Source organism: Rhodococcus sp. ACT016, assembly GCF_050477185.1.
In the GTDB taxonomy this organism is placed as follows: Bacteria; Actinomycetota; Actinomycetes; order Mycobacteriales; family Mycobacteriaceae; genus Prescottella.
Window position 1 is genome coordinate 3,354,363 of record NZ_JBEAET010000001.1, and the last position, 23,014, is coordinate 3,377,376.

The window sequence follows — 23,014 nt, forward strand, 5'->3', positions numbered from 1 at the left end:
ACGTCGCCATGTCGGCGCGACAGTGGATCTGGACCGAGGCACCGCCGAGGTGCGGCCGCACCGTTACGTTGAGCGAACCCGTCGACGGCAGCCCCGCATGGGTTCTCGCCTCGGAGACCGAGCCGTTCGGAAACACCTGGGCCACCACCGCGGCGACGACATCCTCGAACGTCGCCACCGTCGAGACCGGTAGCTCCCACGCGTAGCGCCCGTCCGACAACGCCACCCGTCCGCCGGCGAGCAGGGAGAGAGTCCCCGTGTCCTGATCATTCGTCGTGGCCTGCACATCCGTCATCGCGGTATCCCTCCCCCGTGACGCCCCGCCCGGATCGGGACGGTCGCCACCCTTTTGCCCTACCGACAGGACCCGGCGGTCTCCCCCTCGCCGGATCCGAACGCGAACGATCATGGCACGGGAGACGACGCCGCAACGCGGATCACGCGGATTCCGCACCCGGACAGCAAAAAGGGCCTGACCCGAGAGTGTCGAATCACTCTCCGATCAGGCCCCCCTTGGTGGAGCTGCCGGGAATCGAACCCGGGTCCTCCGCCGCTTTGCCAGGGCTTCTCCGTGTGCAGTTCGCTATGCCTCTACTTGGATCTCCCGGTCCCGCGAACAAGCCGTGATGACGATCCCAGTCGCTGTTGGTTGTCCCGCTCCACTCCGCGACCGAGTGGATAGGTAGAGCCCTCTAGCTGATGCCAGGATCCGGGTCGAGGGCGAACCCGGGCTGACAGACACGCAGTCGCTACTTAGGCAGCGAGGGCGTAGTCGCGCTGATTGGAATCGGCGCTTATTGGTTTGCAGCGACGCTTACGGTGGTCTCTTGCCTGCACCGACACGCTTCCCCTAACTCAACGTACGCAGTCGAAACCGTTCAGCCCCGTACGTCCCCACGTCTCTCATGGGGCTACCTACTGTAACCCGTGCGTGCGCGGGAATCATCCCAATTATTTGCCGCAGATCCGCCTCGAGCCCGGGACACCACTTCAGGGCCCTCCCCCATCAGCGTGTTTCCGGGCCCGGCGACCGGTCGTTCCGTTAATGTCGTGCCGCGAGACCCACCGTTCGGTGATCTTCATCACTAGACATCCACACTGGGGGACAACGAATGACGTCGTTGGCGCGTCGACTCACTTCCATGGCCGCGCTGATCCTGACCACCCTGGTGGCCTGGGGGCTCGCAGCACCGACGGCGACCGCCACCCCCGCCTATCCGACACCTCTGCCGGACCCGTTCTACGCCGCACCCGCGGACATTGCGTCGAAGGCGCCCGGTGACGTCCTCGCGGTCCGCCGCGCCGACACGTGGCTGGCGCCGGGCAACGAGGTGTGGCAGATCAAGTACCGGTCCACCAACTCCGCGGGCGCACCGATCCCGGCGGTCACGACGGTCATCAAGCCGATGGGTGCTCCCGCGGACATGCCGGTGCTGTCGTACCAGGCGATCGTCAACTCCCTCGGCCTGCGCTGCGCGCCGTCGGCCGCCCTGTTCACCGGCGAGATCAAGGACGTCGTCGGCCTACCGCTCGCGCTCGCGCAGGGTTGGGCGGTCGCGATCCCCGACCACCTCGGCCCCGACAGTGCGTACGGCGCCGCCAAGCTCGGCGGGATGATCACGCTGGACGGCGTCCGCGCGGTCAAGCGGTTGCCGGAACTGCGCCTGTCGAACAGCCCGGTCGCGTTGGCCGGCTACTCGGGCGGCGGCATGGCCACCGCGTGGGCCGCAGCCCTCAATCCCACCTACGCGCCCGACGTGAAGCTCGCCGGTGTCGCGCAGGGCGGCGTCCCGGCGGACATCGAGGAAATGGCCGTCGGTCTCGGACTGGCCGACCGGCATCCCGGTTTCGGTCTCGGGTTCGCGGCAGCGATCGGACTCGAACGCGAGTACCCGGACCGTTTCCCCGTGAGCTCACAGCTCAGCCCGTCGGGGCTGGCGTTGCGCGAAGAACTGAAGGACGAGTGCCGGACCATGATCATCGCGAAGGGCCTGCTGCACAGCGTCACCGAGGTCGCCACGTCCACGAACCTGATGCAGGACGAGGGCATTCGCGCGGTGATGCGTGAGAACAGCCTCGTCGACTACCCCGGCATCCCGACCGCACCGGTGTTCATGTGGCAGGGCACCACCGACCAACTGACCCCGTACCGCTCGGTCGCGGCGACCGCCGACCGGTACTGCAAGGCCGGCGCGACGCTGATGTTCCGCGGCTACCCCATCGCCGAACACATGACGAATGCGGCGCTGGGTCTGCCGGAGGCATTCATGTACCTGAAGGATCGCTTCGCCGGGCTGCCCGCACCGACCAACTGCTGACCCGCGACCAGCGCTTACACCGGCGCGCGAATCGTATATGTCCACGTCTCGAGATTCGTTCGCGAAAGCACCTGGACGCACGTCCAATTTGACCTAATCTCCTGCCCGATAGCGCCTTTTGCGACTCCTCAGGAGACAGCCGCCGATGACTGCAGCATCCAGATCCGTACGACGACGGGCGATTGCGCTGTTCAGCGCCACCCTGGCACTGCTGGTGGCGGGAACCGCGAGCGCGGTGTCGGTGTCACTCTCGCCCGATCCCACCGATCCGGGACCGCCGAGCGATCCGGTCTACGGCCTCGCCGGCGGTTGCTACACGCTCACCACCGACGCGGCACCGGGATTCGTTACCCGCGACGGCGACGGCTTCCGCAGCGGCGCCGACGCGGCGTCGGCCACCCGCTTCCGGATGCAGCCGGCACAGCTCGGCCGTTTCATGTTCTACGGCAACGACTCCACCATGATCACGGGCGACGCGGGCAAGGTGACCGGGTCACCGCAGGCGACGCCCGCGGCGGACTGGACGCTGACGTTCACCGACGGCGTCTACACCGCGACCGGCACCGTGACGGGTAAGCAGTTGGGCGTCAACCGTTCCGACGGGCGCCTCACGGTCACCGATCCGGGCGCGGATCCCGAGGCCGCACGGTTCCGATTGACGGCCGCCGACGGCTGCGCCGACTTCCCGGAGGTCGACGTGAATGCCACCGGCACTCCCGTCGGGGCGACCCCGTCCGGCGAAGTCCGCGGATTCATCGACGCGCACGTGCACATGAACGCCAACGAGTTCATCGGCGGCGAGATCCGTTGCGGCAAACCCTACTCACCGCTCGGCGTCACCGTGGCGCTGCAGGACTGCGAGGACCACAAGCCGAACGGCCTGCCGGCCCTGCTCGAGAACGTCCTCTCCCACGGCGATCCGTTCGAGTCGCACGACACCACGATGTGGCCGAGCTTCGCCGACATCCCGGCGTACGACTCGATGACGCACGAGCAGACGTACTACCGGTGGGTCGAGCGCGCGTGGCGCGGCGGTCTGCGTATCTTCACCAACCTGCTGGTGTCGAATCGCGTGCTGTGCGAGCTGTATCCGCTGCGCAGCAACCCGTGCGACGAGATGGAGACCGCCCGCATCGAGGCCCGACAGGCGCACGAGATCCAGGACTACGTGGACGCGCAGTACGGCGGCCCGGGACGCGGGTGGTTCCGGATCGTCAGCTCGCCCGAGGATGCGCGCCGGGTCGCGGCGTCAGGCAAGCTCGCGGTGACGCTCGGCATCGAGGTCTCCGAGCCCTTCGGCTGCGGTGTGCAGCACGGCGTTCCGCAGTGCACCGAGCAGGACGTCGACGCCGGACTCGACGAGCTGTACGCGATGGGTGTGCGTCAGGTGATCCTCACCCACAAGTTCGACAACGCCTTCGGCGGCGTGCGTTTCGACGAGGGCCTCACCGGCACCGCGGTGAACATCGGTAACTTCCTGGGCACCGGCGAGTTCTGGAAGTCCGAACCGTGCACCGGCGTCGCGAAGGACAACCCGATCGGCAACGTCGGCGCCGACGTCGCAGAGCTGACGAAGTCGCTGCCCCCGGGCGTCACGCTGCCCGTCTACGCGCCCGGCGACGCCTGCAACGCCCGCGACCTGACCCCGCTGGGCGAGCACGCGATCCGCGGACTCATGCAGCGCGGGATGATCGTCGACATCGACCACATGGGCGTCAAGACCGCCGACTCGGCGTTGAAGATCCTCGAGGAGGCGCACTACTCGGGTGTCGTGTCGAGCCACGGCTGGACCGACCCCTCGAACTACCCGCGCATCTACAAGCTCGGTGGATTCGTCGCGTCGTACGCGGGTCCGGCGGAGAACTTCGTCGGTGAATGGCGCGACGCCCGCAAGGACCGGGACGACGACTACTACTTCGGGTACGGATTCGGAGCCGACACCAACGGCTTCGGCTCCCAGCCGTCTCCGCCGAAGGACGGTGGCCACCTCGTGGACTACCCGTACACGACGTTCGACGGCGGCACCCTCATGGATCAGCAGCGTGCCGGCACCCGAGTGTTCGACTTCAACACCGACGGACTCGCGCAGTACGGGATGATCCCGGACTGGATCGAGGGCATGCGCAAGTACGCCGGCGATGACGGGCAGCAGTTCATGGACGACATGTCGCGCGGCCCGGAGGCATACCTGCAGATGTGGGAGCGGGTCGCACGATAGAACGGCGGTGGCCGCCACTGCTTCCCCTTATGTGGCGGCCACCGCGATCATCGCGACCGACGCGAGCGCCAGCAGCATGCCGGCCTGCTGGACCCGGCTGACGCGCTCGCCGAGCATCGCCATCGCCAGCAGCACCGTCGCGGCCGGGTACAGCGAGCCGATGACGCTCACCAGCGACAGCAGTCCGCCCTGGAACGCGTACATCATCGCGGCGTTGGCGACCACGTCGAGCACCGCGATGTAGACCGACAGGCGCAGCACCTCGCCGTGTGGTGGACGGAACTGCCGCGCCGACAGCGCGACCAGCCACACGACGACGGTTGCGGCGGCCCGGGCGGCGGCGAGGGGCCACAGTCCGGTGCCGTCCGGGATCTCGTGCAGCCCGACGAATGCGAACGCGAATGCCACCCCAGAGCCCACGGTCAGCCACGCCACCGTGCGGGTGAACCGCAACTCCCGGCCGCCGGCGACCTCCCCGGCCACCTCGTCGGGCGACTCCCTGGACACCAGCACGACCGCGACGAGCGCCAGCGCGATCCCGAGATATGCGACCGCGCCGGGCCGTTCGCCGAGCGCGACGCCCACGATCGCCGGCAGTCCGGCCACCAGCACCGCCGTGAGCGGCGAGACGACGGCCATCGGGCCGGACGCGAGCGCGAGGTAGAACCACCACACTGCGAGGCCCGAACCGACGCCGGACGCCGCACCCCACAGCATTGCCTCACCGGTGACCGCTCCCCCGACCAGCGGGGCGAGCGCGAGCACCAGCAACAATGAGAGCGGATAGGAGACGATCACCACCCGCAGGGCAGCGACCCGCCGGGAAGCAACCCCACCGACGAAGTCGCTGACGCCGTAGCCGACCGCGGCCACGAGCGCGAGGAGAACTGCGGTCAGCGCATGCCCTTCACGCGACGACCGAGCTCGCGGGTGACCTCCCGCTCAGCCGTGCGTCGGGCCAGATCCTGTCGCTTGTCGTAGTCCTGCTTGCCCTTCGCGAGCGCCAGTTCGACCTTGACCTTGCCGTCGGAGAAGTACATCGACAGCGGCACCAGTGTCTGGTTGCCCTCGCGGCTCTTGCCCACCAGGTGCTCGATCTCGCGCCGGTGCAGCAGCAGCTTGCGGGTACGCCGCGGCGCGTGGTTGGTCCACGAACCCTGCGTGTACTCGGGAATGTGCAGTCCGCGCAGCCACACCTCGCCGTCGTCGACGGTGGCGAACGCGTCGACGAGGGACGCCTTGCCCTCACGCAGGCTCTTCACCTCGGTGCCGAGCAACGCGACGCCCGCCTCGTAGGTGTCGATGATGGTGTAGTTGTGTCGCGCCTTGCGATTGGTCGCGATGACCTTGCGGCCCTTCTCTTTCACGTGCGGGCCCTCACTGTCCTCGATCCGCTGTCAGTCCTGGTGTGACCAGGGTTGGTACGCCTCCAGCATAGGGGTCGCGGCAAGCCGTTTATTCCCCCGCGCCTTCGTCAGTCCCGCACGTACAGCCGCAGCGCGATGTACGCGGTGATCGCGGCCATGCCGGCACCGACGATCACGATGAACGGCGAGACCAGCAGCAGGTCACTGTTGGAGATCCGTGCCACGATGTTCGCGTCGTAGATATCGCCGAGGACGTCGTCGATGAACAGGTTCTTCGCGGTGAACAAACCGGCGATGGCCAGCACCGATCCGATCAGCGACGCGACGACGGCCTCGAGTAGGAACGGCAACTGTGTGTACCAGCGTGTCGCGCCGACCAGTCGCATGATGCCGACCTCGGTGCGGCGGGTGAGCGCCGCCACCTGAACCATGTTGGCGATGAGGAAGATCGCGGCGATCGCCTGGACGATCGCGATCGCGAACGCCGCGTTGCGGATGCCGCCGAGCACGCTGAACAGACGGTCGACCAGTTCCCGCTGGTTGAGGATGCTGTCGATGCCCGGCCGGTCGGCGAACTCGTCGTTGATGACACCGAACCGCTCGGGATCACTGAGCTTGATCTTGAACGAGGCCGGGAAGCTCTCCGGGCTCACCAGCGAGGCCAGTTCTGGGTTGTCCTTGAACACCCGGTCGGTCGCGTCGGTGACGGCGTCGTCGCGGTTGAGGTACTGCACCGAGACCACCGCGTCGGCGTTCTCGAGGTCGTTGCGCAGGCCGCGGCAGATGTCCTGGACGCAGTCCGGGTCGGACGCGGAAATGTCCTCGGTGAGGAACAGCTGCACCTCGACCCGGTCGAGGAAGATCTGCTGCGTCTTGTCCGCCATCTGCACGACCAGCAGGCCGCTGCCGAACAGGCCCAGCGAGATCGCGGTCGTGAGGATCATCGCGATGGTCATCGTGATGTTGCGGCGCAGGCCGGTCAGGACCTCGCTGAAGATGAAGCTGGCTCGCATCGGGGAATCGCAGTCCTTCGAGTCGTCTGTTCGAGAAGGTGGTCGGCGGGCGCCGTCGCTAACGGCCGACGGCGTACACGCCCCTCGCTTCGTCGCGCACCACCCGACCGAGGTCGAGTTCGACGACGCGTCGACGCATCGAATCGACGATGTGGTGGTCGTGCGTCGCCATGAGGACGGTGGTGCCGGTGCGGTTGATCCGCTCGAGCAACAACATGATGTCGGCGCTGGTGTCGGGGTCGAGGTTGCCGGTGGGCTCGTCGGCGAGCAGCACGAGCGGTCGGTTCACGAACGCGCGGGCGATCGCGACTCGCTGCTGCTCGCCGCCGGAAAGTTCGTTGGGCAGCCGGTCGGCCTTGCCGGACAGACCGACGAGATCGAGCACCTCGGGAACGGTCCGCTCGATCACCGAACGCGACTTGCCGATCACCTCGAGCGCGAACGCGACGTTCTGCGACACCGTCTTGTTGGGCAGCAGCCGGAAGTCCTGGAACACATAGCCGACGCTCTGCCGCAGCTTCGGCACGCGCCGACCCGACAGCTTGTTGACGTGGAAGTCCGCGACGTAGATGTCCCCGGACGTGGGCGTCTCCTCCTTGAGCAGGAGCTGCATGAACGTGCTCTTGCCCGAGCCGGACGGCCCGATCAGGAACACGAATTCGCCCTTGTCGATCTCGACGCTCACCTTGTCCAGGGCCGGCCGCGTGGAGGCCTTGTAGAACTTGGAGACATCCTTGACGCTGATCACGAGGAGTCAGTCTAGCCGTTATCTAACGGTGATCTAGGGCAACGACGCGCCCCTGTGGCGACGTCAGCCCGCCGGGCTCGGAACGGCGCTGGGCTCCGCGCTGGACGTGGTTGCGCCGTGGTCCTGCAATTGCTGCGAAGACTCCGTCGTGGTGGTCGACTGACCCGCCGTCTCCTGCTGGGTCGTTGTGCGTCCGGCGCCCGGTGTGGTGGTCGTCGCACCCGGCTGCCGCTCGGAACGACTCGTCTCCGACTGCGACGGCGCGGGGGACGACGAGCCACTCTGAGACGGCGCCGTCGTCGTCGTGGTGGTGGCGGAGTCGGAGCCGGACGACTTCTGCGAACCCCCGGACGTCTGCGACTGCTCGAGGTGATTCTCCGCGATCCCCGCGGGTGCCGGGGTGTCCACGGTGGCGGGCTCGGGATTCAATTCGGCGTTGAGCATCGCCAAGCCGAGCCACAGCACGCACATCACGACCGTCGTGGTACGCATTCTGCCGCCGAACACCTTGCGGGGAACCCTCCCCCACAGCTGTGACACCTTCTCCTGCGGACTCATTCGGTGCTCTCTTCCACCGGGTCGTTCTCGAGTTCGGCCGACACCGTGATGCCCGCTCGGCGCAGCGCCGTCACAACGCGGACCCGCAGCGCACGACCCACCTGGAACTGTTTGCCCGGCAACGTCCGTGCGACCACCCGGATGCTCACCTGGTCCATCTCGAGGCTCTCGACGCCCATCACGGTCGGGGTGTCGAGCAGCAACGGTCGCAGCGCCTTGTCCTCGTAGGCGTCGACGCCGACCCGGTGCAGGATGTCGTTGACGTGGTTGATGTCCGCGGTCGACGGGATCGGCACGTCGACCACGGCGCGTGCCCAGTCCTTGGACAGGTTGACGGCCTTCACGATCTGGCCGTTCGGAACCGTGATGACCTCGCCGTCCGCGTTCCGCATCCGGGTCACGCGCAGCGTGACGTCCTCGATGACGCCCTCGGCCTCCTTGGACGACCCGGTCACCGCGATCTGAACGGTGTCACCGAACCCGTACTGCCGCTCGGTGATGATGAAGAACCCCGCGAGGATGTCCTGCACCACGCGCTGCGCACCGAAACCGAGCGCCGCACCGAGCACGGTCGCCGGCGCTACGAGACTGCCGATCGGCATGTCCAACTGCGAGAGCACCTTCACGGTGGCGATCACGTAGATGATCGTGATGACCACCCACGTGACGACCTGCGCCACCGAGTGCCGGTGTTTGGTGGCCTCGGAGCGGACCAGTGCGTCGCCCTGCTGATAGTTGTCGTCGATGCGCGCTGTGACGAGACTGCCTCCCCAGCTGACGAAGCGGGCGAGGATCAGCGCGCCGAGTACCGTCAGCGCGATCTGCAGGCCTGTGGTCTGCAGCCAGTCTTGCAGTCGGTCCAGAGGGGCGAAGGACAGGGCGAGATCGGTGGTCTGCATACGGCCTAAGCTTGGGCTTCCTGGGCTTCGCTCATCCGCCAGCGGATGCCGGCCTCGATGAATCCGTCGATCTCACCGTCGAGGACGGCCGACGGGTTGTTGACCTCGTACTCGGTGCGCAGGTCCTTGACCATCTGGTACGGATGCAGCACGTACGAGCGCATCTGGTTACCCCACGAGCTGCCGCCGTCACCCTTGAGCGCGTCCATCTCGGCACGCTCCTCCTGGCGCTTGCGCTCGAGCAGCTTGGCCTGCAGGACCCGCATCGCGGACACCTTGTTCTGCAGCTGCGACTTCTCGTTCTGGCAGGTGACGACGATGCCGGTGGGGATGTGCGTCAGGCGGACCGCCGAGTCGGTGGTGTTGACCGACTGACCACCCGGGCCGGACGAGCGGTAGACGTCGACGCGGACGTCGTTCTCGTCGATGTCGATGTGGTCGGTGGTCTCGACGACGGGCAGGACCTCGACCTCGGCGAACGACGTCTGGCGACGACCCTGGTTGTCGAACGGGCTGATGCGGACCAGGCGGTGCGTGCCCATCTCGATCGACAGGGTGCCGTAGCTGTAGGGCGCCTTGACCGCGAAGGTGGCGCTCTTGATGCCCGCCTCCTCGGCGTAGGAGGTGTCGTAGACCTCGACGCCGTAGCCACGCTTCTCGGCCCAGCGGATGTACATGCGCATGAGCATCTCGGCCCAGTCCGCGGCATCGACGCCGCCGGCGCCGGCGCGGATGTTGACGAGCGCGTCGCGCTGGTCGTACTCGCCCGAGAGCATCGTCTTGACTTCCATCGCCTCGATGTCGGTGCGTAGCTGCCCGCGCTCGGAGTGGGCGTCGGCGACCGCCTCCGGCCCCTCCTCCTCGGCGAGCTCGTACAGGACCGTCATGTCGTCGAGGCGTGAACGCAGGTCCTCCACACGGCGCAGTTCGGCCTGCGCATGCGACAGCTGGCTGGTGACCTTCTGCGCGTGCTCCTGGTCGTTCCACAGATCGGGGTCGGACGCCTGGTGCTCGAGTTCGTCGATGCGGCGGCGCAACTCCTCGACATCGAGGACCTTCTCGACCGTGGTCAGAGTGGTGTCGAGCTCGGCGAGGTCAGCGGAAACGTCAGGATGCACAGTTACCCAGGCTACCGGGTCCTTCGCCATGACCGCCGTGCGACCAGGATCACATCGGAACCCCTACCGGCACAGACCCGCAAGCGCCGACGAGCGGGATCCGTCCACATTCACGCCAAACCCCTTCGAAGGCGAATGTTGATGACAATGGGCAATACGATTGTCTAGATTCTCCACTCTATTGCGGCATTCTGGCGAATATGCAACACTCACTCCGCATCGTGGCGCGGGTCACACGCCCGCCGAGCCGCGCGTAGGCCGCACCGATTCGCTCCGGTGCCCCAACCCACCCCAGGAAGTCAGATGAAACGTCGCCTCGCACTCACCGCCATCGCCCTCGCCGTGGGCGCCGCCGCATCCCTGTCCGCCTGTTCGCCCGGGACGGCATCGGGCACCGAGCTCGTCGTCACGACGTTCGGTGGGGAGTGGCAGAAGAACTTCACCGAGGCCGTGGTGAAGCCGTTCGAGAAGGAGAACAACGTCACGGTCAAGCAGGTGACGCTGTACAGCTCCGACGCGCTCGCCCAGCTCAAGGCCCAGAAGTCCAGCCCCCAGATGGACGTCGTCTTCTTCTCCGGTGGTCAGGAGACGGTGGCGGCGGAGGACGGGCTCCTCGCTCCGATCGACCCGGCCGCGCTCACCAACGCCCCCGACCTGATCAGCCAGGCGACCGCCGGGCTCGCCGGCGGGCAGGGCCCCGTCGTCCAGATCACGCCGATGGGGCTGCTCTACCGCACCGACAAGATCAACGAGCCCACGTCGTGGAACGACTCGTTCAACCCCGACTACCGGCAGCACGTCGCGTTCACCGACCTGTCGAACAGCTACGGCACCCTCGGCATGCTGATGACCAACCAGACGCGCGGCGGAACGATCGACGACGTCACTCCCGGGATCGACGCGATCGGCCAGTCGGCCCGCGCCGGTGACGCCATCATCACCAAGACGTCATCCGACCTGCAGCAGGCTTTCGCGGCGCGCGACATCTGGGTGGCCCCCTACTCGCAGGACTACGCGGAGACGCTGCGTAAGGCGGGCCAGCCCGTCGGCTTCGCCATCCCCAAGGAGGGGACGACCGGCTCGTTCATCACGGCCAATCTCGTTGCCGGACGATCCAACACCGACCTCGCGACCAAGTTCATCGACTACGCGCTCAGCGCCGGAGCCCAGGAGAAGTTCGTCACCGGCATGGCGTACTCGCCCGTGAACACGAAGGCGGTCGTTCCCGCCGACATGCAGTCCAAGATCCTCGCCGGCCCGACGCTGGAGAAGCTGGTCCGCTTCGATCCGGAGCAGCTCACGGGTAACGCCGCGGCGTGGCAGAAGCAGTGGCAGGAACAGATCACGCGATGAAGAGGCGCTCCGTAGAACCCTGGCTGTTGGTGCTGCCGCTGATTGCACTGCTTCTGATCGCATTCGTGATCCCGGTTGCCAGAACACTTCTGGCGAGCTTCACCACGGACTCCTCGGGGTTCACGCTCGACAACTTCGCCAGGTTCTTCGGGTCGTCGGTTTCTCTCGGCGCGTCGGAGCGGTCATTGCGGATGGCGTTCATCCAGACGATCGTTTCGGTCGCGATCGCTGTTCCGCTCGCGTACATCATGGCCGGGCTGTCAGCGAAAGCCCGGGCCTTCATGATGATCGCGACGATCCTCCCCCTGATGACCAGCGTCGTCATCCGCACTTTCGGCTGGGTCATCCTCATGGGCCCGTCCGGCCCGCTGGCACAGATTCCGGGCTTCCTGGAACTCAGCCAGGCTCGTCAGGGCCTGCTGGGCACCGAACTCGGTGTCAATATCGCGATGGTCCAGGTCCTGGTGCCGTTCGCCGTCCTCTCCGTTCTAGGCGTCATCAACGGGATCGACGGGCGGCTGCGGGAAGCGTCGCGAACCATGGGTGCGAGCTTCCTCGGCACCTTCCGGCACGTGGTGCTCCCCCTGGCCCTGCCGGGCATCGTCTCCGGCGCCACGCTGTGCTTCGCGCTGTCGATCAGCTCGTTCATCACTCCGAACCTCATTGGCGGAGCGCAGCTTCCGGTCATCGCCGGATTCATCTACCACGATGCGACGGTCAGCAACGACATTCCGTTCGCCGCGACGCAGGCGGTGCTGATCCTGGCGGTCGTCGTCATCACGATCGCGGCGACCAATCGAATTGCGAACGCGAGGATGAAATAGTGGTCCGATCGACTCCGCTTCCGTTGAGGATCGCCGGCAAGGTGTTCCTCGTCCTGATCGCGCTGTTCATGCTGGCACCGCTCGCGGTGGTGGTGGGGGCCGCGTTCAACTCCGACCAGTTCCTCGCCTTCCCACCCGAAGGCCTCAGCCTCGAGTGGTTCGCGGATGCACTGGCCGACACCACCTACACCTATCCGTTCCTGTTCAGCCTGCAGATCGCACTGATCACCGCGCTGGGCTCGGCCGCGATCGGGATGCTGTTCGCCATCGGCATCGCACGACACAAGGTTCCCGGTGCGGGTGCGCTGCAATCGTTCGCGCTCTCCCCGTTGACCATGCCGAGCATCATCTTCGCGATCGGCATCCTCCAGACGGTGTCGCAGCTGCTCGGTGGGTCCTCGCCGTGGATCCTGATGCTCGCGCACGTGGTCATCACGGTCCCCTACGTGGTCCGAACGGTTCTCGGCGTGATCGCCCGGTCGGACGTCTTCACCGAAGAGGCCGTCCGGGTGATGGGAGCCAGCTGGTGGCAGCGCTATTGGCACGTGCTGCTGCCGATGTGCCGCCCCGGCATCATCGCCGGCGGGTTCCTGGCGTTCATCGTCTCCTTCGACGACGCGGTCATCGCGTTGTTCCTGCGGACCCCGCAGCTCCAAACCCTCCCCCTCGCCATCTACGGGCAGCTCGAGTTCAGCGCTTCGCCGACGGTTGCGGCCGTCTCGACGTTGTCGATGGCACTCACTGCGATAGCAATCCTGGCGATCGAGAAGATCGTCGGTCTCGGAAAGGTCTTCAGCTAATGGCCGATCTCACCATCGCCGCCGTTCACAAGACATTCGGGGATGTGAAGGTGCTCAAGGGCGTCGACATCCACGCGAAGTCGGGCAGCTTCGTATCGCTGCTCGGGTCCAGTGGCTGCGGCAAGTCGACTCTGCTGCGCTGCATCGCGGGTCTCGAGACCGTGGACTCGGGAACGATCTCGGTGGGCGGCGAGGACGTCACCGGCCTCGCGCCGGAACACCGCCGACTGAGCATGATGTTCCAGAGCTACGCGCTCCTTCCCCACATGAGCGTGCTCGAGAACGTCCGCTTCCCGCTGCGGATGCGCGGCAAGACGCACGGAAACCGTGCCGCTCAGCGGGACCTCGCGGTACGGGCGCTCGAGCAGGTCCAGATGGATCACCTGGCGTCGCGAATGCCGCGGCAGCTGTCCGGTGGCCAGCAACAGCGTGTGGCGTTGGCCCGCGCCATCGTCGGCGGTCCCCGACTCATCCTGCTCGACGAGCCGCTGTCGAATCTCGATGCGCGCCTTCGGGAGGACATGCAGGTGGAACTGGTGTCGCTGCAACGGAGTCTGGGTGTGACCACTGTCTTCGTCACGCACGATCAGGACGAGGCTCTCAGCATGTCCGACCAGGTCGTGCTCATGGACGGTGGTGTCGTCGAGCAGTCCGGCACCCCCGAGGACCTCTACGCGAATCCGAGCACGCGTTTCGCGGCGGACTTCCTGGGCGCGGCGAACCTGCTCGCCGTCACCGGCGTCGCCGGCAGCCGGGTCTCGGTGGGCGATGCGACCGTGCCGTCTCCGGAGGACTTCGGTGGGGAAGCGCTGCTGATGATTCGGCAGGAGGACATCCGGGTCGACGCACCAGACGGTTGCGACGCTCACCTGACCGCGGTGGTCAGGTCGCGGGTGTTCCGGGGCAGCGAGTTGCTCCTCGTCCTGGACGCTGCCGGACAGGAGCTTCGGGTCGTCGCCCCGACCTCGACGGTCGTGTACCAGGACAGCGAGGTGACGCTGTCGTGGCGCAGCGCGCATACCCGGATCCTGCCGAAGTAGCGGCGACGATGCCGTTACAATCTGTAATTCTCTTCCCGCACAAAAATTCTCATGTGAAGGCTGCAGACGATGAGTCAGAAAGGCAATGACACCGACGACACCGATCGGCTCATCGCGAGCGCACTCCAGGTCAATGGGCGCGCCTCGTGGGAGGCGATCAGCCGTGTCATCGATCTCCCGTCGCGGACCGTCATGCGCCGCGGACAGCATCTGATCGACACGGGATGCGTGCGCGTGTCGACGTTCGTCGACGCGAACAAGCTGCTCCACGCTCGGGGCGTGCTGATCCGCCTCGGGACCGAAATCGACCAGGTGGCCCAGGTGGCCCGCGGGGTGGCCGCGCTTCCGGGCGCGTCGTCGGTGTCGATCCTCGAGGGCTCCGGCGACATCGTCGCCCTCGTACTCGTGGAGAACGCCGAGGCACACCAGATGCTGCTGATGCAGACTCTTCCGGCGATCCCCGGCCTGCGCGCGTTCGAGGTCAGTACCGTCCTGCGGTCGTACCGCATCGGCCTCGACTGGCACGCGGGCATACTCCCCGCCGAACAGGTCGACGCCCTCCGCGCATCGGCGCCGTGGCATGCGCCGTCGGCCAGTTCCACTCCGGTCGTTCTCGATTCCGTGGACCAGAACTTGATAGACCAGCTGAGCCACGACGGGCGGGCGACCATCTCGGTGCTCGCCCAGGAGGCCGGAATCAACGCGCAGACCGTGCGCCGCCGGCTCGACACGCTGTTCGGTGTCGGTGTGCTCCGGGTCCGGACCGAGGTGGCACCGGCGTTCTTCGGCTACAAGGTCGAGGCCATGCTGTGGCTGCACATCCGAAACGGCGACATCGAGAGCATCGGCAATTTTCTGGCCACGCACCCGTCCGTCCGCTACTGCGCGGCGCTCACCGGGCACGCCGGCCTGTTGGTCGACGGCCTATTCATGGACGAGGAGGCGCTCTTCGACTTCCAGAACGGTGTCATCGGCTCCCTCCCCACCGTGGAGATCGCCGAATCGCGGGTCGTCCTCAAAGCCGTTCGACGCGGCCCGCTGTACATCGAGGACGTCGTGGCCTGACCTCGACGGTCGCCCTCCGACGGCCCCGGCGCCGCACCACACGACATGTGGTGCGGCGCTTCTGCGTGTGCGGTCCTCGATATCGGGCAGTGGTTCGCGGGTTCCGCGAACACGAAAAGGGCCCTGCCCGCCGGCAACGTCGGCGGGCAGGGCCCCTTTTCAGGTGTGGCTGCGCGTTATTCGACGCGACCGATGGTGAGCTTCTTCAGGCCCGTGATGCGGATGTCGGCGGAGGCCTTCGCGAAGTCGGCGAGTCCCTCGGTGACGGTGGCGAACACGTTGACAGGCGTCCACCCCAGCGGCCCGAAGGTGCGCACGCCGGGGGCGTAGCAGACCCCGACCTCGTACCACTCGAACGGCAGGCCGCCCATCTGCATCGGACGCTGGTAGTACCACAGGACGTCACCCACGCCGGGGATGACCTGCTGGTTCTCGAACGGAACGGCCTCCGGGTCGAAGTTCTGCGCCTCCTCGGGAAGACCGGTCATCACCTCCGGGCCGGCGTACATCGCGTGCATCGCATCGACGGTCACCGGCTTGGCCAGCGCGTTCCACAACGCCTCGCACGTCTTCGGCGCCAGATCGAGGTGCATGGTCGCAATAGCGCGGGGGCCGTTCTCGTACTCGAAGAAGAGCTTCTGCTCGGTCACTGGGTTTCTCTCTCTCTTGACTGCACTTTTCGGTCGTGCATGATCAGGGGGTTCGGCGATATCTCTCGACGGCGTCGAGGAAGGGCGCGACAAATCGTTCCTGTTCGGCGAGTTCATCTGCGCCGCACATCTTCTCGGGATGCCACTGCACACCCGCGGCGTACCAGTCGGTGGTCGATTCGATGGCCTCGATCGTCCCGTCCGGCGCAGTCGCCGTCACCGCGAAGCCCTCGGGGCAATGCGAGATCGCCTGCTGGTGAATCGAATTGACGATCATCCTCGACGCCACCGCGGTGGTTGCCGAGGACGACGCGGACAGAGCGGTGAGCTCGATCTCGTGCCGGTAGCCGAGTTGGGCGTCGGGTTCGAGTCCGTACGAGTGCAGTTCACGGGCCGCGGGTAGATCGACCACCCGGCTGCCGTGGAGGGCCGCGAGCAGTTGCATGCCCCGGCAGATGCCGAAGACAGGCAGGCCCAGGCCCCGAGCGGCCACGACGAGTGCCCGCTCGGTGACGTCCCGGGTAGTGGCGTCGAGCGGAGCGTCGTCACCCTCGCCGCGGGCGATCCACTCACCCACGTCCTCTCCCCCGGACACGACCAGCCCGCTGACGTGCGAGAGCAGTGCGGTCGCCTCGTCGGCGGTGCATTCCGGGACGAGGACCACGGACACTCCGCGGGCCGAGAAGAATCGAACGTACTCGGTGCCCACCGTGAACAGGTCGGTGCGCTCGCCGAGGTAGGTGGGGAGATCGCGCCGCCACGTCGTGAGGGCGATCAGGGGTCGGTCAGCCATCGAGCTTCATCCAGACCGCGGTGGTGTCGGTGTACTTGTGCAGTGCGTCGGCGCCCTTGTCGCGTCCGAATCCGCTCTCCTTCACACCGCCGAACGGCAGACGCATGTCACCCTCCTCGTAGCAGTTCACCCAGATGACCCCGGCTTTCACGGCCCGCGTCACGCGGTGGATCGCGGCGACGTCCCGGCTCCAGACCGATGCGGCGAGCCCGTAGCGGGTGTCGTTGGCGACGCGGATCGCCTCCGCCTCACTGCCGACGCGAATGATCGACAGGACCGGCCCGAACACCTCCTCCTGCGCGATGCGGGAGTCGGGGTCGACGTGGTCGAGAACCACGGGAGCGAAGTACGAGCCGTCCTCGAGCCCTTCGACGACGGTGCGCTGCGGACTGCCGGCAACCAGGCTGGCGCCCTGTTCGAGCGCGTCCGCGACCTTCGCCTCGATCCCGGCCACCGCGGCCGCGCTGACGATCGCGCCGAAGCCGGTGCCGGCGTGGAGCGGATCCGCCGGCTGCAGCGCCGCCGCGACCTCGCAGGCCGCGGCCACCGCTTCGTCCGCGTTCTCCTCGAACACGATCAGCCGGGACGAGGCACTGCACATCTGGCCCTGGTTGAAGAAGGCGTTCTCCGCGGCGCTGGCGGCCGCGGCCCGGATGTCCGCGTCGGGCAGTGCGATCGTGGCGGACTTCCCGCCGAGCTCCGGCCACACCCGCTTGCCGTTCGATTCCGCGCTGTACTTCATGAAGGCGCGGCCGGTGACGGGCGAACCGGTGAACGTGAGGACGTCGACGTCGGGATGTCGGCCCAGCGCCTGACCGGCGACCCGGCCCAGGCCGTTCACCACGTTCAGCACGCCGGCCGGAAGGCCCGCCTGCCCGGCCAGCTCCGCCAGACGCAGCGCCGAGAAGGGCGTCTGCTCGGACGGTTTCACCACCACCGAGTTGCCGGCGAGAAGCGCGGGAGCGAGCTTCCAGGCCGTCATGGTGAGGGGGAAGTTCCACGGCACGACGGCCGCCACCACACCCGCCGGAGCCTCGACGGAGTACGCCAGCACCGACTCCTCGTGCGCGATCAGCTTGTCGGGCATCTTGTCCGCGAGCTCGCCGTACCACCGGATGCACTTCTCGACCGCCGCGAGCTCGACGTTGAGCGCCTGGGACACCGGCTTGCCCATCTCCAGCGAGATCATGGTGGCCAGCTCCTGGGCGTTCTCACCGATGAGCAGCGCCCACTTCTTCAAGACGTCGCCACGTTCCCGCGGAGCGGCGGTGGCCCAGCCCGACATCCGGAAGGCCGTTCGGGCGACGTGAACCGCGAGATCCACCTGCGCCTCGTCGGCCGCATGCAGCGTCCCGATCGGTCGGCCGTCCCGGGGCGAGACGACGGGGATGCGTTCGACACCGTCGAACGACACGAGCTGCCCGCCGATGTAGGCCCCCTCGAGGCGCGCGACGTCCTGCATTGCGTCCCGCGCGGTTGAGCTGAGCGACATGTAACGGTCCCTTCGACGAGGATTGTGGCTTCCGCCACGATTCGCGTTCCAGGGTGTCATATCCGCCAATATTCAGCAATCAATGGTCGTGATTCGTCATTGATCATCAATTCGGCATCCAGATCCGCCTATCGGCGGCGCCGGGTGCCGGGCGGGTGCGTGGGTGGGCTCACGGGCGGCGACGTCACGCGGGCGCCGGTAGGCTGTGCGGTCGTGACTGCACGCACCGCCGATCTCACCCTCGCCCGCCGCATCGCCGACGAAGCCGACGCCATTACCCGCGCCCGGTTCGGGGCGCTGGACCTGAAGGTCGACTCCAAGCCGGACCTCACCCCCGTATCGGACGCGGATCTCGCGGTGGAGCGCGCCGTGCGCGCAACGTTGGCGGCGGAGCGTCCCGCCGATGCCGTCCTCGGCGAGGAGTTCGGCGGCGACGCGAAGTTCGAAGGCCGCCAGTGGGTGATCGACCCGATCGACGGCACCAAGAACTTCGTTCGCGGAGTCCCGGTGTGGGCGAGCCTGATTGCACTGCTCGAGGACGGCGTGCCCGTGGTCGGTGTGGTGAGCGCGCCGGCGCTGAACCGCCGGTGGTGGGCGTCGGCGGGTGAGGGCGCGTGGGCGGCCTACGACGGCGGCGACGCGCGCCGGCTGTCGGTGTCCGGGGTGAGCGACCTCGCGTCGTCGAGCCTGGCGTTCTCGTCGCTCTCGGGCTGGAAGGACCGCGGCATCCGCGAGCAGTTCGTCGATCTCACCGACGACGTGTGGCGTATCCGCGGCTACGGCGACTTCTTCTCCTACTGCCTGCTCGCCGAGGGCACGCTCGAGATCGCCGCCGAGCCCGAGGTGTCGCTGTGGGATCTCGCACCGCTGGATCTGCTGGTGCGCGAGGCCGGCGGCCGCTTCACCAGCCTCGAGGGCGCCGACGGCCCGCACGGCGGCAGCGCCGTCGCCACCAACGGACTGCTGCACGACGAGGTCCTCGCGCGCCTGCGCTGATTCCCCCACGGCCCGACACTGATGGGAGTCATTGGAATGGACGCCGACGAGGTCGACTTCGCCCACACCGATCAGGCGAGCCGCAAGCGCCGGGAGAAGGCAGTGGAACTGGCGCGGTTCGCGTGGGAGCGCGACGTCACGGGCACCGAACTGCTCGACCTGCCCGAAGACCGGCTGCGCAAACTGGCGCGGGCGGCCGGCACCAACCCGCCGAGTACCCGCGAGACGTGGACGGTCGCAGCCGAGTTGATCGACACGAAGGATCGCTGGGCCGCCGAGCATCCCGACGACGCGCGGTCCGCCCGCCCGCACGCCGACGAGAAGATCATGTGGGTCAAGCCACCCATCACCCCGTGGAGCTGACGAGGCACGGACCCACCGGCCGGGCCGCGAGAAGTTCCCGCGCCTTCGCCCGAGCCGCGTTGTACTCGAACCCCGACGAGCCGCCCCCGAGGTCGATGCCGATCAGTGTGCACGACCGCGCCGGTTCGGGCAGTCGGTCGAGCGCGGGCACGGCGTCGACGGACAGTCCCTGCAGGTAGGCGATGTCGAGCTTGCCGGTGGTGGCGTAGCGGTCGACGTTCCGGGCGGCGATGTAGCCGTCCGGGTCGAGCGCGGCGAACCCGAGCAGGCCGATCGCCGCCGACGCCAGCACCGCGCGGGGCAGCCACCGCGCCGAGAGCCTGATCCCCGCCACGAGCAGTATCACGAACACCACGCCCAGCCACAGCTCGACGGCCATCACCCCCAGGCGCAGTCGGGTGAATCCGAACTCGTTCTCGTACAACGACATCCGATGCAGCGCGGACGCGACCACCACTAGGCTCGACACGCAGAGCAGGCCCAGCAGGACCCGGGCGAGGCGACGATCACGGCGGCGCCGGCGATCCACCTTCCGGATCGCGACCGCGACGACGACCAGCGTCAGCACGGTCACCGCGGCCAACTGCCAGAACCCTTGCCGCGCATAGTTCGCGTAGGTGAGGCCGTGCGTGCCCCGCACGTGCTCGTCCCCGCCGAACAACACCGGCAACTGCACCGCCACGAATCCGACGAACAGCATGTCCAGCAGCGCCAGGGGTACCGCCCACTCCCACCGTGCGATCGGACGCCCCGCGCCGGGAGCCAGCGCGTCGAACCGCGGTGTCCGCCGCCGCAGGTACGTCGCCGCCACCGCCACGCCCGCGACGAAGGCACCGAGCAGCACGCGATCGACAGGGTTCGACACCCGCATGTCGGGAACGAGGTCCTCGAAGATCCTCCCGAAGCGCGGATCGGCGCTCACGAACAGCGATCCGAACAGCGCCACCAGCGCGACACTGACTGCGGCCACGCCGAGCACGCGACCGGATTCGATCCGACGGCCGGTGCCCAGCCGGGAGCGACCGCGCCGCACCCAACCGAACACCCGCGCGGGTGTGAACCACAGTGCGAGCGACCCGAGTGCGAGGCCGGTCCACGTCCAGCCCCCGACCAGCGCGATCGACCCGACGACCCAACTGGCCACGACACACAGCGCCACCAGCCAGTCCGCGCCCCGGACCGCGGCCACCGCCAGCAGAGCCAGGGCGCCCGCCGCCGTCGCGAGCTGGAACCGGGTGGGCCGCGGACGCACCGTCGTGAACGCCGTCGCCACCACCGCGGCCCCGGTGATCACGTAGGCCACACTCGCCGCCGTGGTCTGCAGGGTCAGCGCCGCGACGGCCCCCGCTCCGAGCGCGGACTGCATCGTCGTGCGCGGCGCCAGCGACGACCGATCGCGGCGCCACACATCGCGGGGCCACAGCGGTATCCCCACCTCGTCGGGTCGAGTGATGGTCGGTGCGGTCATGGGGTCCTCCTCGTCCACGCCCGGCCGGATGCGGGCAGGCGTCATCGCGGGGCGACCGGAAAGGTCCGGCCCCGAACGGAATACGGTCGTGTCGTGCGCTTACGCCTGCGGCAGCGCCACGCGGATGCAGCAGCCCGACGGCGTGTCGAGCACCTCGATGCGCCCGGCGTGCAGTTCCACCGCCCACCGGGCGATGGCGAGTCCGAGTCCGGTCCCGCCGTCCTGCGCGCCGCCGCGCGCGAAGCGCTCGAAGACCCGGGAGCGATCGGCGGCGGCGATGCCCGGGCCGTCGTCGTGGACGTCCAGGAGCAGTTCTCCCGCATGCGGATCGGTGCGCACCCGGATCCGCACCGGCCCGTGCGGCGACCCGTGTCGGGCCGCATTGTCGACGAGGTTCGCGATCACCTGGTGGAGACGGGCGCTGTCGGCGACCGCCTGCAGGCCGGCCGGCGCCACGTCGACGTCCACCCGCAGCGGCCGCGCCGGAGTCGACGCCTGCCGGACGACGTCGTCGAGGAAGGGGGCGATCTCGAAGGTCTGCAGGCGCAACGGAACCGCGCCGCCCTCGAGTCGCGACAGGTCCAGCAGATCGGCGACCAGGCCGCCCAGCCGTTCGGCCTGGGCCAGCGCCGATCGCATCGTCGTCTCGTCGGGGATCTCGACGCCGTCGACGACGTTCTCGAGCACCGCCTGCAGCGCCGCGATGGGGGTGCGCAACTCGTGCGAGACGTTGCCGATCAGTTCGCGGCGATACCGGTCGTGCGCCTCGAGGTCCTCGGCCATCTGGTTGAACGCGGCCGCCAGTTGGCCGATCTCGTCACGCGAGGTCGAGCGCACCCGGCGGGAGTAGTCGCCGGTGGCCATCGCCTTCGCGGCCGCGGTCATCTCGCGCAGCGGCGACGTCATGCCGTGCGCCAGCGCCTGCGTCACCACCAGCGCCGCGACGAGCGCGGCCAGCAGCGCGTACCGGAACTGCCACTGCGACGTGACCCAGAACGTCAGGGACGCCAGGACCAGCGACGCGCCCACCAACAGACCGGTCTTGGCCTTGAAGGACCGCAGCGGGTCGAGGGGCCGGGGCCAGTTCATCGCGGCACCTCCAGCGCGTAGCCGACACCGTGCACCGTGCGGATCACGTCGCCACCGAGCTTGCGGCGCAACGCCTTCACGTGGCTGTCCACGGTGCGACTGCTCGCACCGTCTCCCCACCCCCACACCTGTTCGAGCAGGGTTTCGCGGGCGACCGCTGCGCGCGGCCGCGACGCGAGATGTGCGAGGAGGTCGAACTCGGTCCGGGTCAGATGGACCTCGACACCCGCGGATCGCACCTGACGGGCGGTGAGGTCGATCGAGACGTCGCCGAGCACCAGGACCTCGGCGTCGACGACGCGCTCGGCGCGGCGCAGCAGTGCGGCGATCCGCGCGACCAGGACCCGCATGCTGAACGGCTTGCTCAGGTAGTCGTCGGCGCCCACGCCGAGTCCGATCACCATGTCGGTCTCGTCGGCGCGGGCGGTCAGCATCAGCACCGGAACCGCGCGCGACGCCTGGATTCGCCGGCACACCTCGAGCCCGTCGAAACCGGGGAGCATGACGTCGAGCACCACCACGTCGGGCCGGAACGCCTCGCACTCGGCGACGGCATGCGGGCCGTCGCCGGCGATCCGCACGTCGTAGCCTTCCGCGCGCAGGCGGGCGGCGATCGAGTCGGAGATCGTGTGTTCGTCGTCGACGACGAGCACTCTTCGTCGGCTACCCGGGTCGCGGTTCATCACGAGATCGACTGTATTTCGCGGTTGTGGGGATGCCCCGGAGGAGTTGTGAAGGTTGTGTGCAGGTTTTCGATGCCCGAAAGGTGACGCTCGTCACTTTCCCTTTTGACTCGACGCCACTTCTTACTCCGGAGTAAGGTAGTGGCGTCCGCGACCGAA

The 23,014-nt window shown here is 67.8% G+C and carries 23 protein-coding genes and 1 other RNA gene; 9 read left to right on the forward strand and 15 right to left on the reverse strand.

Annotated elements, in window-relative coordinates; genetic code table 11:
* Positions 1 to 514: 514 nt before the first annotated feature.
* Positions 515 to 886, reverse strand: a transfer-messenger RNA (tmRNA) gene (ssrA, locus tag ACQ5DX_RS15430).
* Positions 887 to 1,112: 226 nt separating this feature from the next.
* Here ssrA and ACQ5DX_RS15435 point away from each other — a divergent pair.
* The gene (locus tag ACQ5DX_RS15435) at positions 1,113 to 2,318 is read left to right on the forward strand and encodes a lipase family protein (RefSeq protein ID WP_430333430.1); all 1,206 of its coding nucleotides are present in this window, start codon (positions 1,113 to 1,115) and stop codon (positions 2,316 to 2,318) included.
* A 145-nt stretch (positions 2,319 to 2,463) separates the two neighbouring features.
* Positions 2,464 to 4,536 (forward strand): peptidase, encoded by a 2,073-nt coding sequence (locus ACQ5DX_RS15440; protein WP_430333431.1) that lies wholly within the window; start codon positions 2,464 to 2,466, stop codon positions 4,534 to 4,536.
* 27 nt (positions 4,537 to 4,563) lie between these two features.
* Here ACQ5DX_RS15440 and ACQ5DX_RS15445 read toward each other — a convergent pair whose 3' ends face one another.
* The 7 genes from ACQ5DX_RS15445 to prfB all read right to left on the reverse strand — a co-directional run bounded on the left by ACQ5DX_RS15445 (position 4,564) and on the right by prfB (position 10,239).
* Complete coding sequence (locus tag ACQ5DX_RS15445) at positions 4,564 to 5,433, reverse strand: EamA family transporter (RefSeq protein ID WP_430335686.1); 870 nt, start codon at positions 5,431 to 5,433, stop codon at positions 4,564 to 4,566.
* Positions 5,430 to 5,903, reverse strand: a complete 474-nt coding sequence (smpB, locus tag ACQ5DX_RS15450; RefSeq protein WP_430333432.1) for an SsrA-binding protein SmpB — start codon at positions 5,901 to 5,903, stop codon at positions 5,430 to 5,432. Before smpB ends, ACQ5DX_RS15445 begins: the two co-directional genes overlap by 4 nt.
* Positions 5,904 to 6,010: 107 nt before the next feature.
* A complete protein-coding gene (gene ftsX / locus ACQ5DX_RS15455; protein ID WP_430333433.1) occupies positions 6,011 to 6,916 on the reverse strand; it encodes a permease-like cell division protein FtsX in 906 nt (301 codons plus the stop codon).
* A 58-nt stretch (positions 6,917 to 6,974) separates the two neighbouring features.
* The gene (gene ftsE, locus ACQ5DX_RS15460; RefSeq protein WP_430333434.1) at positions 6,975 to 7,664 is read right to left on the reverse strand and encodes a cell division ATP-binding protein FtsE; all 690 of its coding nucleotides are present in this window, start codon (positions 7,662 to 7,664) and stop codon (positions 6,975 to 6,977) included.
* A 63-nt stretch (positions 7,665 to 7,727) separates the two neighbouring features.
* The gene (locus tag ACQ5DX_RS15465) at positions 7,728 to 8,156 is read right to left on the reverse strand and encodes a hypothetical protein (RefSeq protein ID WP_430333435.1); all 429 of its coding nucleotides are present in this window, start codon (positions 8,154 to 8,156) and stop codon (positions 7,728 to 7,730) included.
* Positions 8,157 to 8,218: 62 nt separating this feature from the next.
* On the reverse strand, positions 8,219 to 9,121 hold the full coding sequence (locus ACQ5DX_RS15470) for a mechanosensitive ion channel family protein (protein WP_430333436.1): 903 nt from the start codon (positions 9,119 to 9,121) through the stop codon (positions 8,219 to 8,221).
* A 5-nt stretch (positions 9,122 to 9,126) separates the two neighbouring features.
* Positions 9,127 to 10,239, reverse strand: a complete 1,113-nt coding sequence (gene prfB, locus ACQ5DX_RS15475; protein ID WP_430333437.1) for a peptide chain release factor 2 — start codon at positions 10,237 to 10,239, stop codon at positions 9,127 to 9,129.
* 303 nt (positions 10,240 to 10,542) lie between these two features.
* On the opposite strand from prfB, the gene ACQ5DX_RS15480 reads away from it, so the two are divergent.
* The gene (locus ACQ5DX_RS15480; RefSeq protein ID WP_430333438.1) at positions 10,543 to 11,592 is read left to right on the forward strand and encodes an ABC transporter substrate-binding protein; all 1,050 of its coding nucleotides are present in this window, start codon (positions 10,543 to 10,545) and stop codon (positions 11,590 to 11,592) included.
* Here the strand turns inward: ACQ5DX_RS15480 and ACQ5DX_RS15485 are convergent.
* The gene (locus ACQ5DX_RS15485) at positions 11,582 to 11,917 is read right to left on the reverse strand and encodes a hypothetical protein (protein ID WP_430335817.1); all 336 of its coding nucleotides are present in this window, start codon (positions 11,915 to 11,917) and stop codon (positions 11,582 to 11,584) included. The two genes, ACQ5DX_RS15480 and ACQ5DX_RS15485, sit on opposite strands and share 11 nt — an antisense overlap.
* Between ACQ5DX_RS15485 and ACQ5DX_RS15490 the strand changes: the two genes are divergently transcribed.
* The 4 genes from ACQ5DX_RS15490 (at position 11,877) to ACQ5DX_RS15505 (ending at position 15,321) form a co-directional block, all read left to right on the forward strand.
* On the forward strand, positions 11,877 to 12,416 hold the full coding sequence (locus ACQ5DX_RS15490; RefSeq protein WP_430335687.1) for an ABC transporter permease: 540 nt from the start codon (positions 11,877 to 11,879) through the stop codon (positions 12,414 to 12,416). The genes ACQ5DX_RS15485 and ACQ5DX_RS15490 overlap by 41 nt on opposite strands.
* Positions 12,416 to 13,216: an ABC transporter permease gene (locus ACQ5DX_RS15495; RefSeq protein WP_430333439.1), complete on the forward strand. Its 801-nt coding sequence runs from the start codon at positions 12,416 to 12,418 to the stop codon at positions 13,214 to 13,216. Before ACQ5DX_RS15490 ends, ACQ5DX_RS15495 begins: the two co-directional genes overlap by 1 nt.
* Positions 13,216 to 14,256 carry an ABC transporter ATP-binding protein gene (locus ACQ5DX_RS15500; protein WP_430333440.1) on the forward strand — a complete coding sequence of 347 codons (1,041 nt, stop codon included), beginning with the start codon at positions 13,216 to 13,218 and terminating at the stop codon, positions 14,254 to 14,256. Before ACQ5DX_RS15495 ends, ACQ5DX_RS15500 begins: the two co-directional genes overlap by 1 nt.
* Positions 14,257 to 14,325: 69 nt before the next feature.
* A complete protein-coding gene (locus tag ACQ5DX_RS15505; RefSeq protein ID WP_430333441.1) occupies positions 14,326 to 15,321 on the forward strand; it encodes an Lrp/AsnC family transcriptional regulator in 996 nt (331 codons plus the stop codon).
* A 176-nt stretch (positions 15,322 to 15,497) separates the two neighbouring features.
* On the opposite strand, the gene ACQ5DX_RS15510 is transcribed toward ACQ5DX_RS15505, so the two are convergent.
* From ACQ5DX_RS15510 to ACQ5DX_RS15520, 3 genes are read right to left on the reverse strand one after another with little or no spacing between them, the layout of a single operon-like run.
* Positions 15,498 to 15,971 carry a DUF3830 family protein gene (locus tag ACQ5DX_RS15510; protein ID WP_430333442.1) on the reverse strand — a complete coding sequence of 158 codons (474 nt, stop codon included), beginning with the start codon at positions 15,969 to 15,971 and terminating at the stop codon, positions 15,498 to 15,500.
* A gap of 43 nt (positions 15,972 to 16,014) precedes the next feature.
* On the reverse strand, positions 16,015 to 16,764 hold the full coding sequence (locus ACQ5DX_RS15515) for a gamma-glutamyl-gamma-aminobutyrate hydrolase family protein (RefSeq protein WP_430333443.1): 750 nt from the start codon (positions 16,762 to 16,764) through the stop codon (positions 16,015 to 16,017).
* Positions 16,757 to 18,256, reverse strand: a complete 1,500-nt coding sequence (locus ACQ5DX_RS15520) for an aldehyde dehydrogenase family protein (RefSeq protein WP_430333444.1) — start codon at positions 18,254 to 18,256, stop codon at positions 16,757 to 16,759. The genes ACQ5DX_RS15515 and ACQ5DX_RS15520 overlap by 8 nt, the downstream gene beginning before the upstream one ends.
* Before the next feature lie 213 nt (positions 18,257 to 18,469).
* On the opposite strand from ACQ5DX_RS15520, the gene hisN reads away from it, so the two are divergent.
* Both hisN and ACQ5DX_RS15530 read left to right on the forward strand, forming a co-directional pair.
* Positions 18,470 to 19,252, forward strand: a complete 783-nt coding sequence (hisN, locus tag ACQ5DX_RS15525) for a histidinol-phosphatase (RefSeq protein ID WP_430333445.1) — start codon at positions 18,470 to 18,472, stop codon at positions 19,250 to 19,252.
* 36 nt (positions 19,253 to 19,288) lie between these two features.
* Positions 19,289 to 19,615 carry a hypothetical protein gene (locus ACQ5DX_RS15530; RefSeq protein ID WP_430333446.1) on the forward strand — a complete coding sequence of 109 codons (327 nt, stop codon included), beginning with the start codon at positions 19,289 to 19,291 and terminating at the stop codon, positions 19,613 to 19,615.
* Here the strand turns inward: ACQ5DX_RS15530 and ACQ5DX_RS15535 are convergent.
* The 3 genes from ACQ5DX_RS15535 to ACQ5DX_RS15545 form a co-directional block, all read right to left on the reverse strand.
* Complete coding sequence (locus ACQ5DX_RS15535; RefSeq protein ID WP_430333447.1) at positions 19,599 to 21,083, reverse strand: DUF4153 domain-containing protein; 1,485 nt, start codon at positions 21,081 to 21,083, stop codon at positions 19,599 to 19,601. The genes ACQ5DX_RS15530 and ACQ5DX_RS15535 overlap by 17 nt on opposite strands.
* Before the next feature lie 99 nt (positions 21,084 to 21,182).
* Positions 21,183 to 22,172 (reverse strand): HAMP domain-containing sensor histidine kinase, encoded by a 990-nt coding sequence (locus ACQ5DX_RS15540; protein WP_430333448.1) that lies wholly within the window; start codon positions 22,170 to 22,172, stop codon positions 21,183 to 21,185.
* A complete protein-coding gene (locus ACQ5DX_RS15545; RefSeq protein WP_430335688.1) occupies positions 22,169 to 22,855 on the reverse strand; it encodes a response regulator in 687 nt (228 codons plus the stop codon). Before ACQ5DX_RS15545 ends, ACQ5DX_RS15540 begins: the two co-directional genes overlap by 4 nt.
* Positions 22,856 to 23,014: the final 159 nt, after the last annotated feature.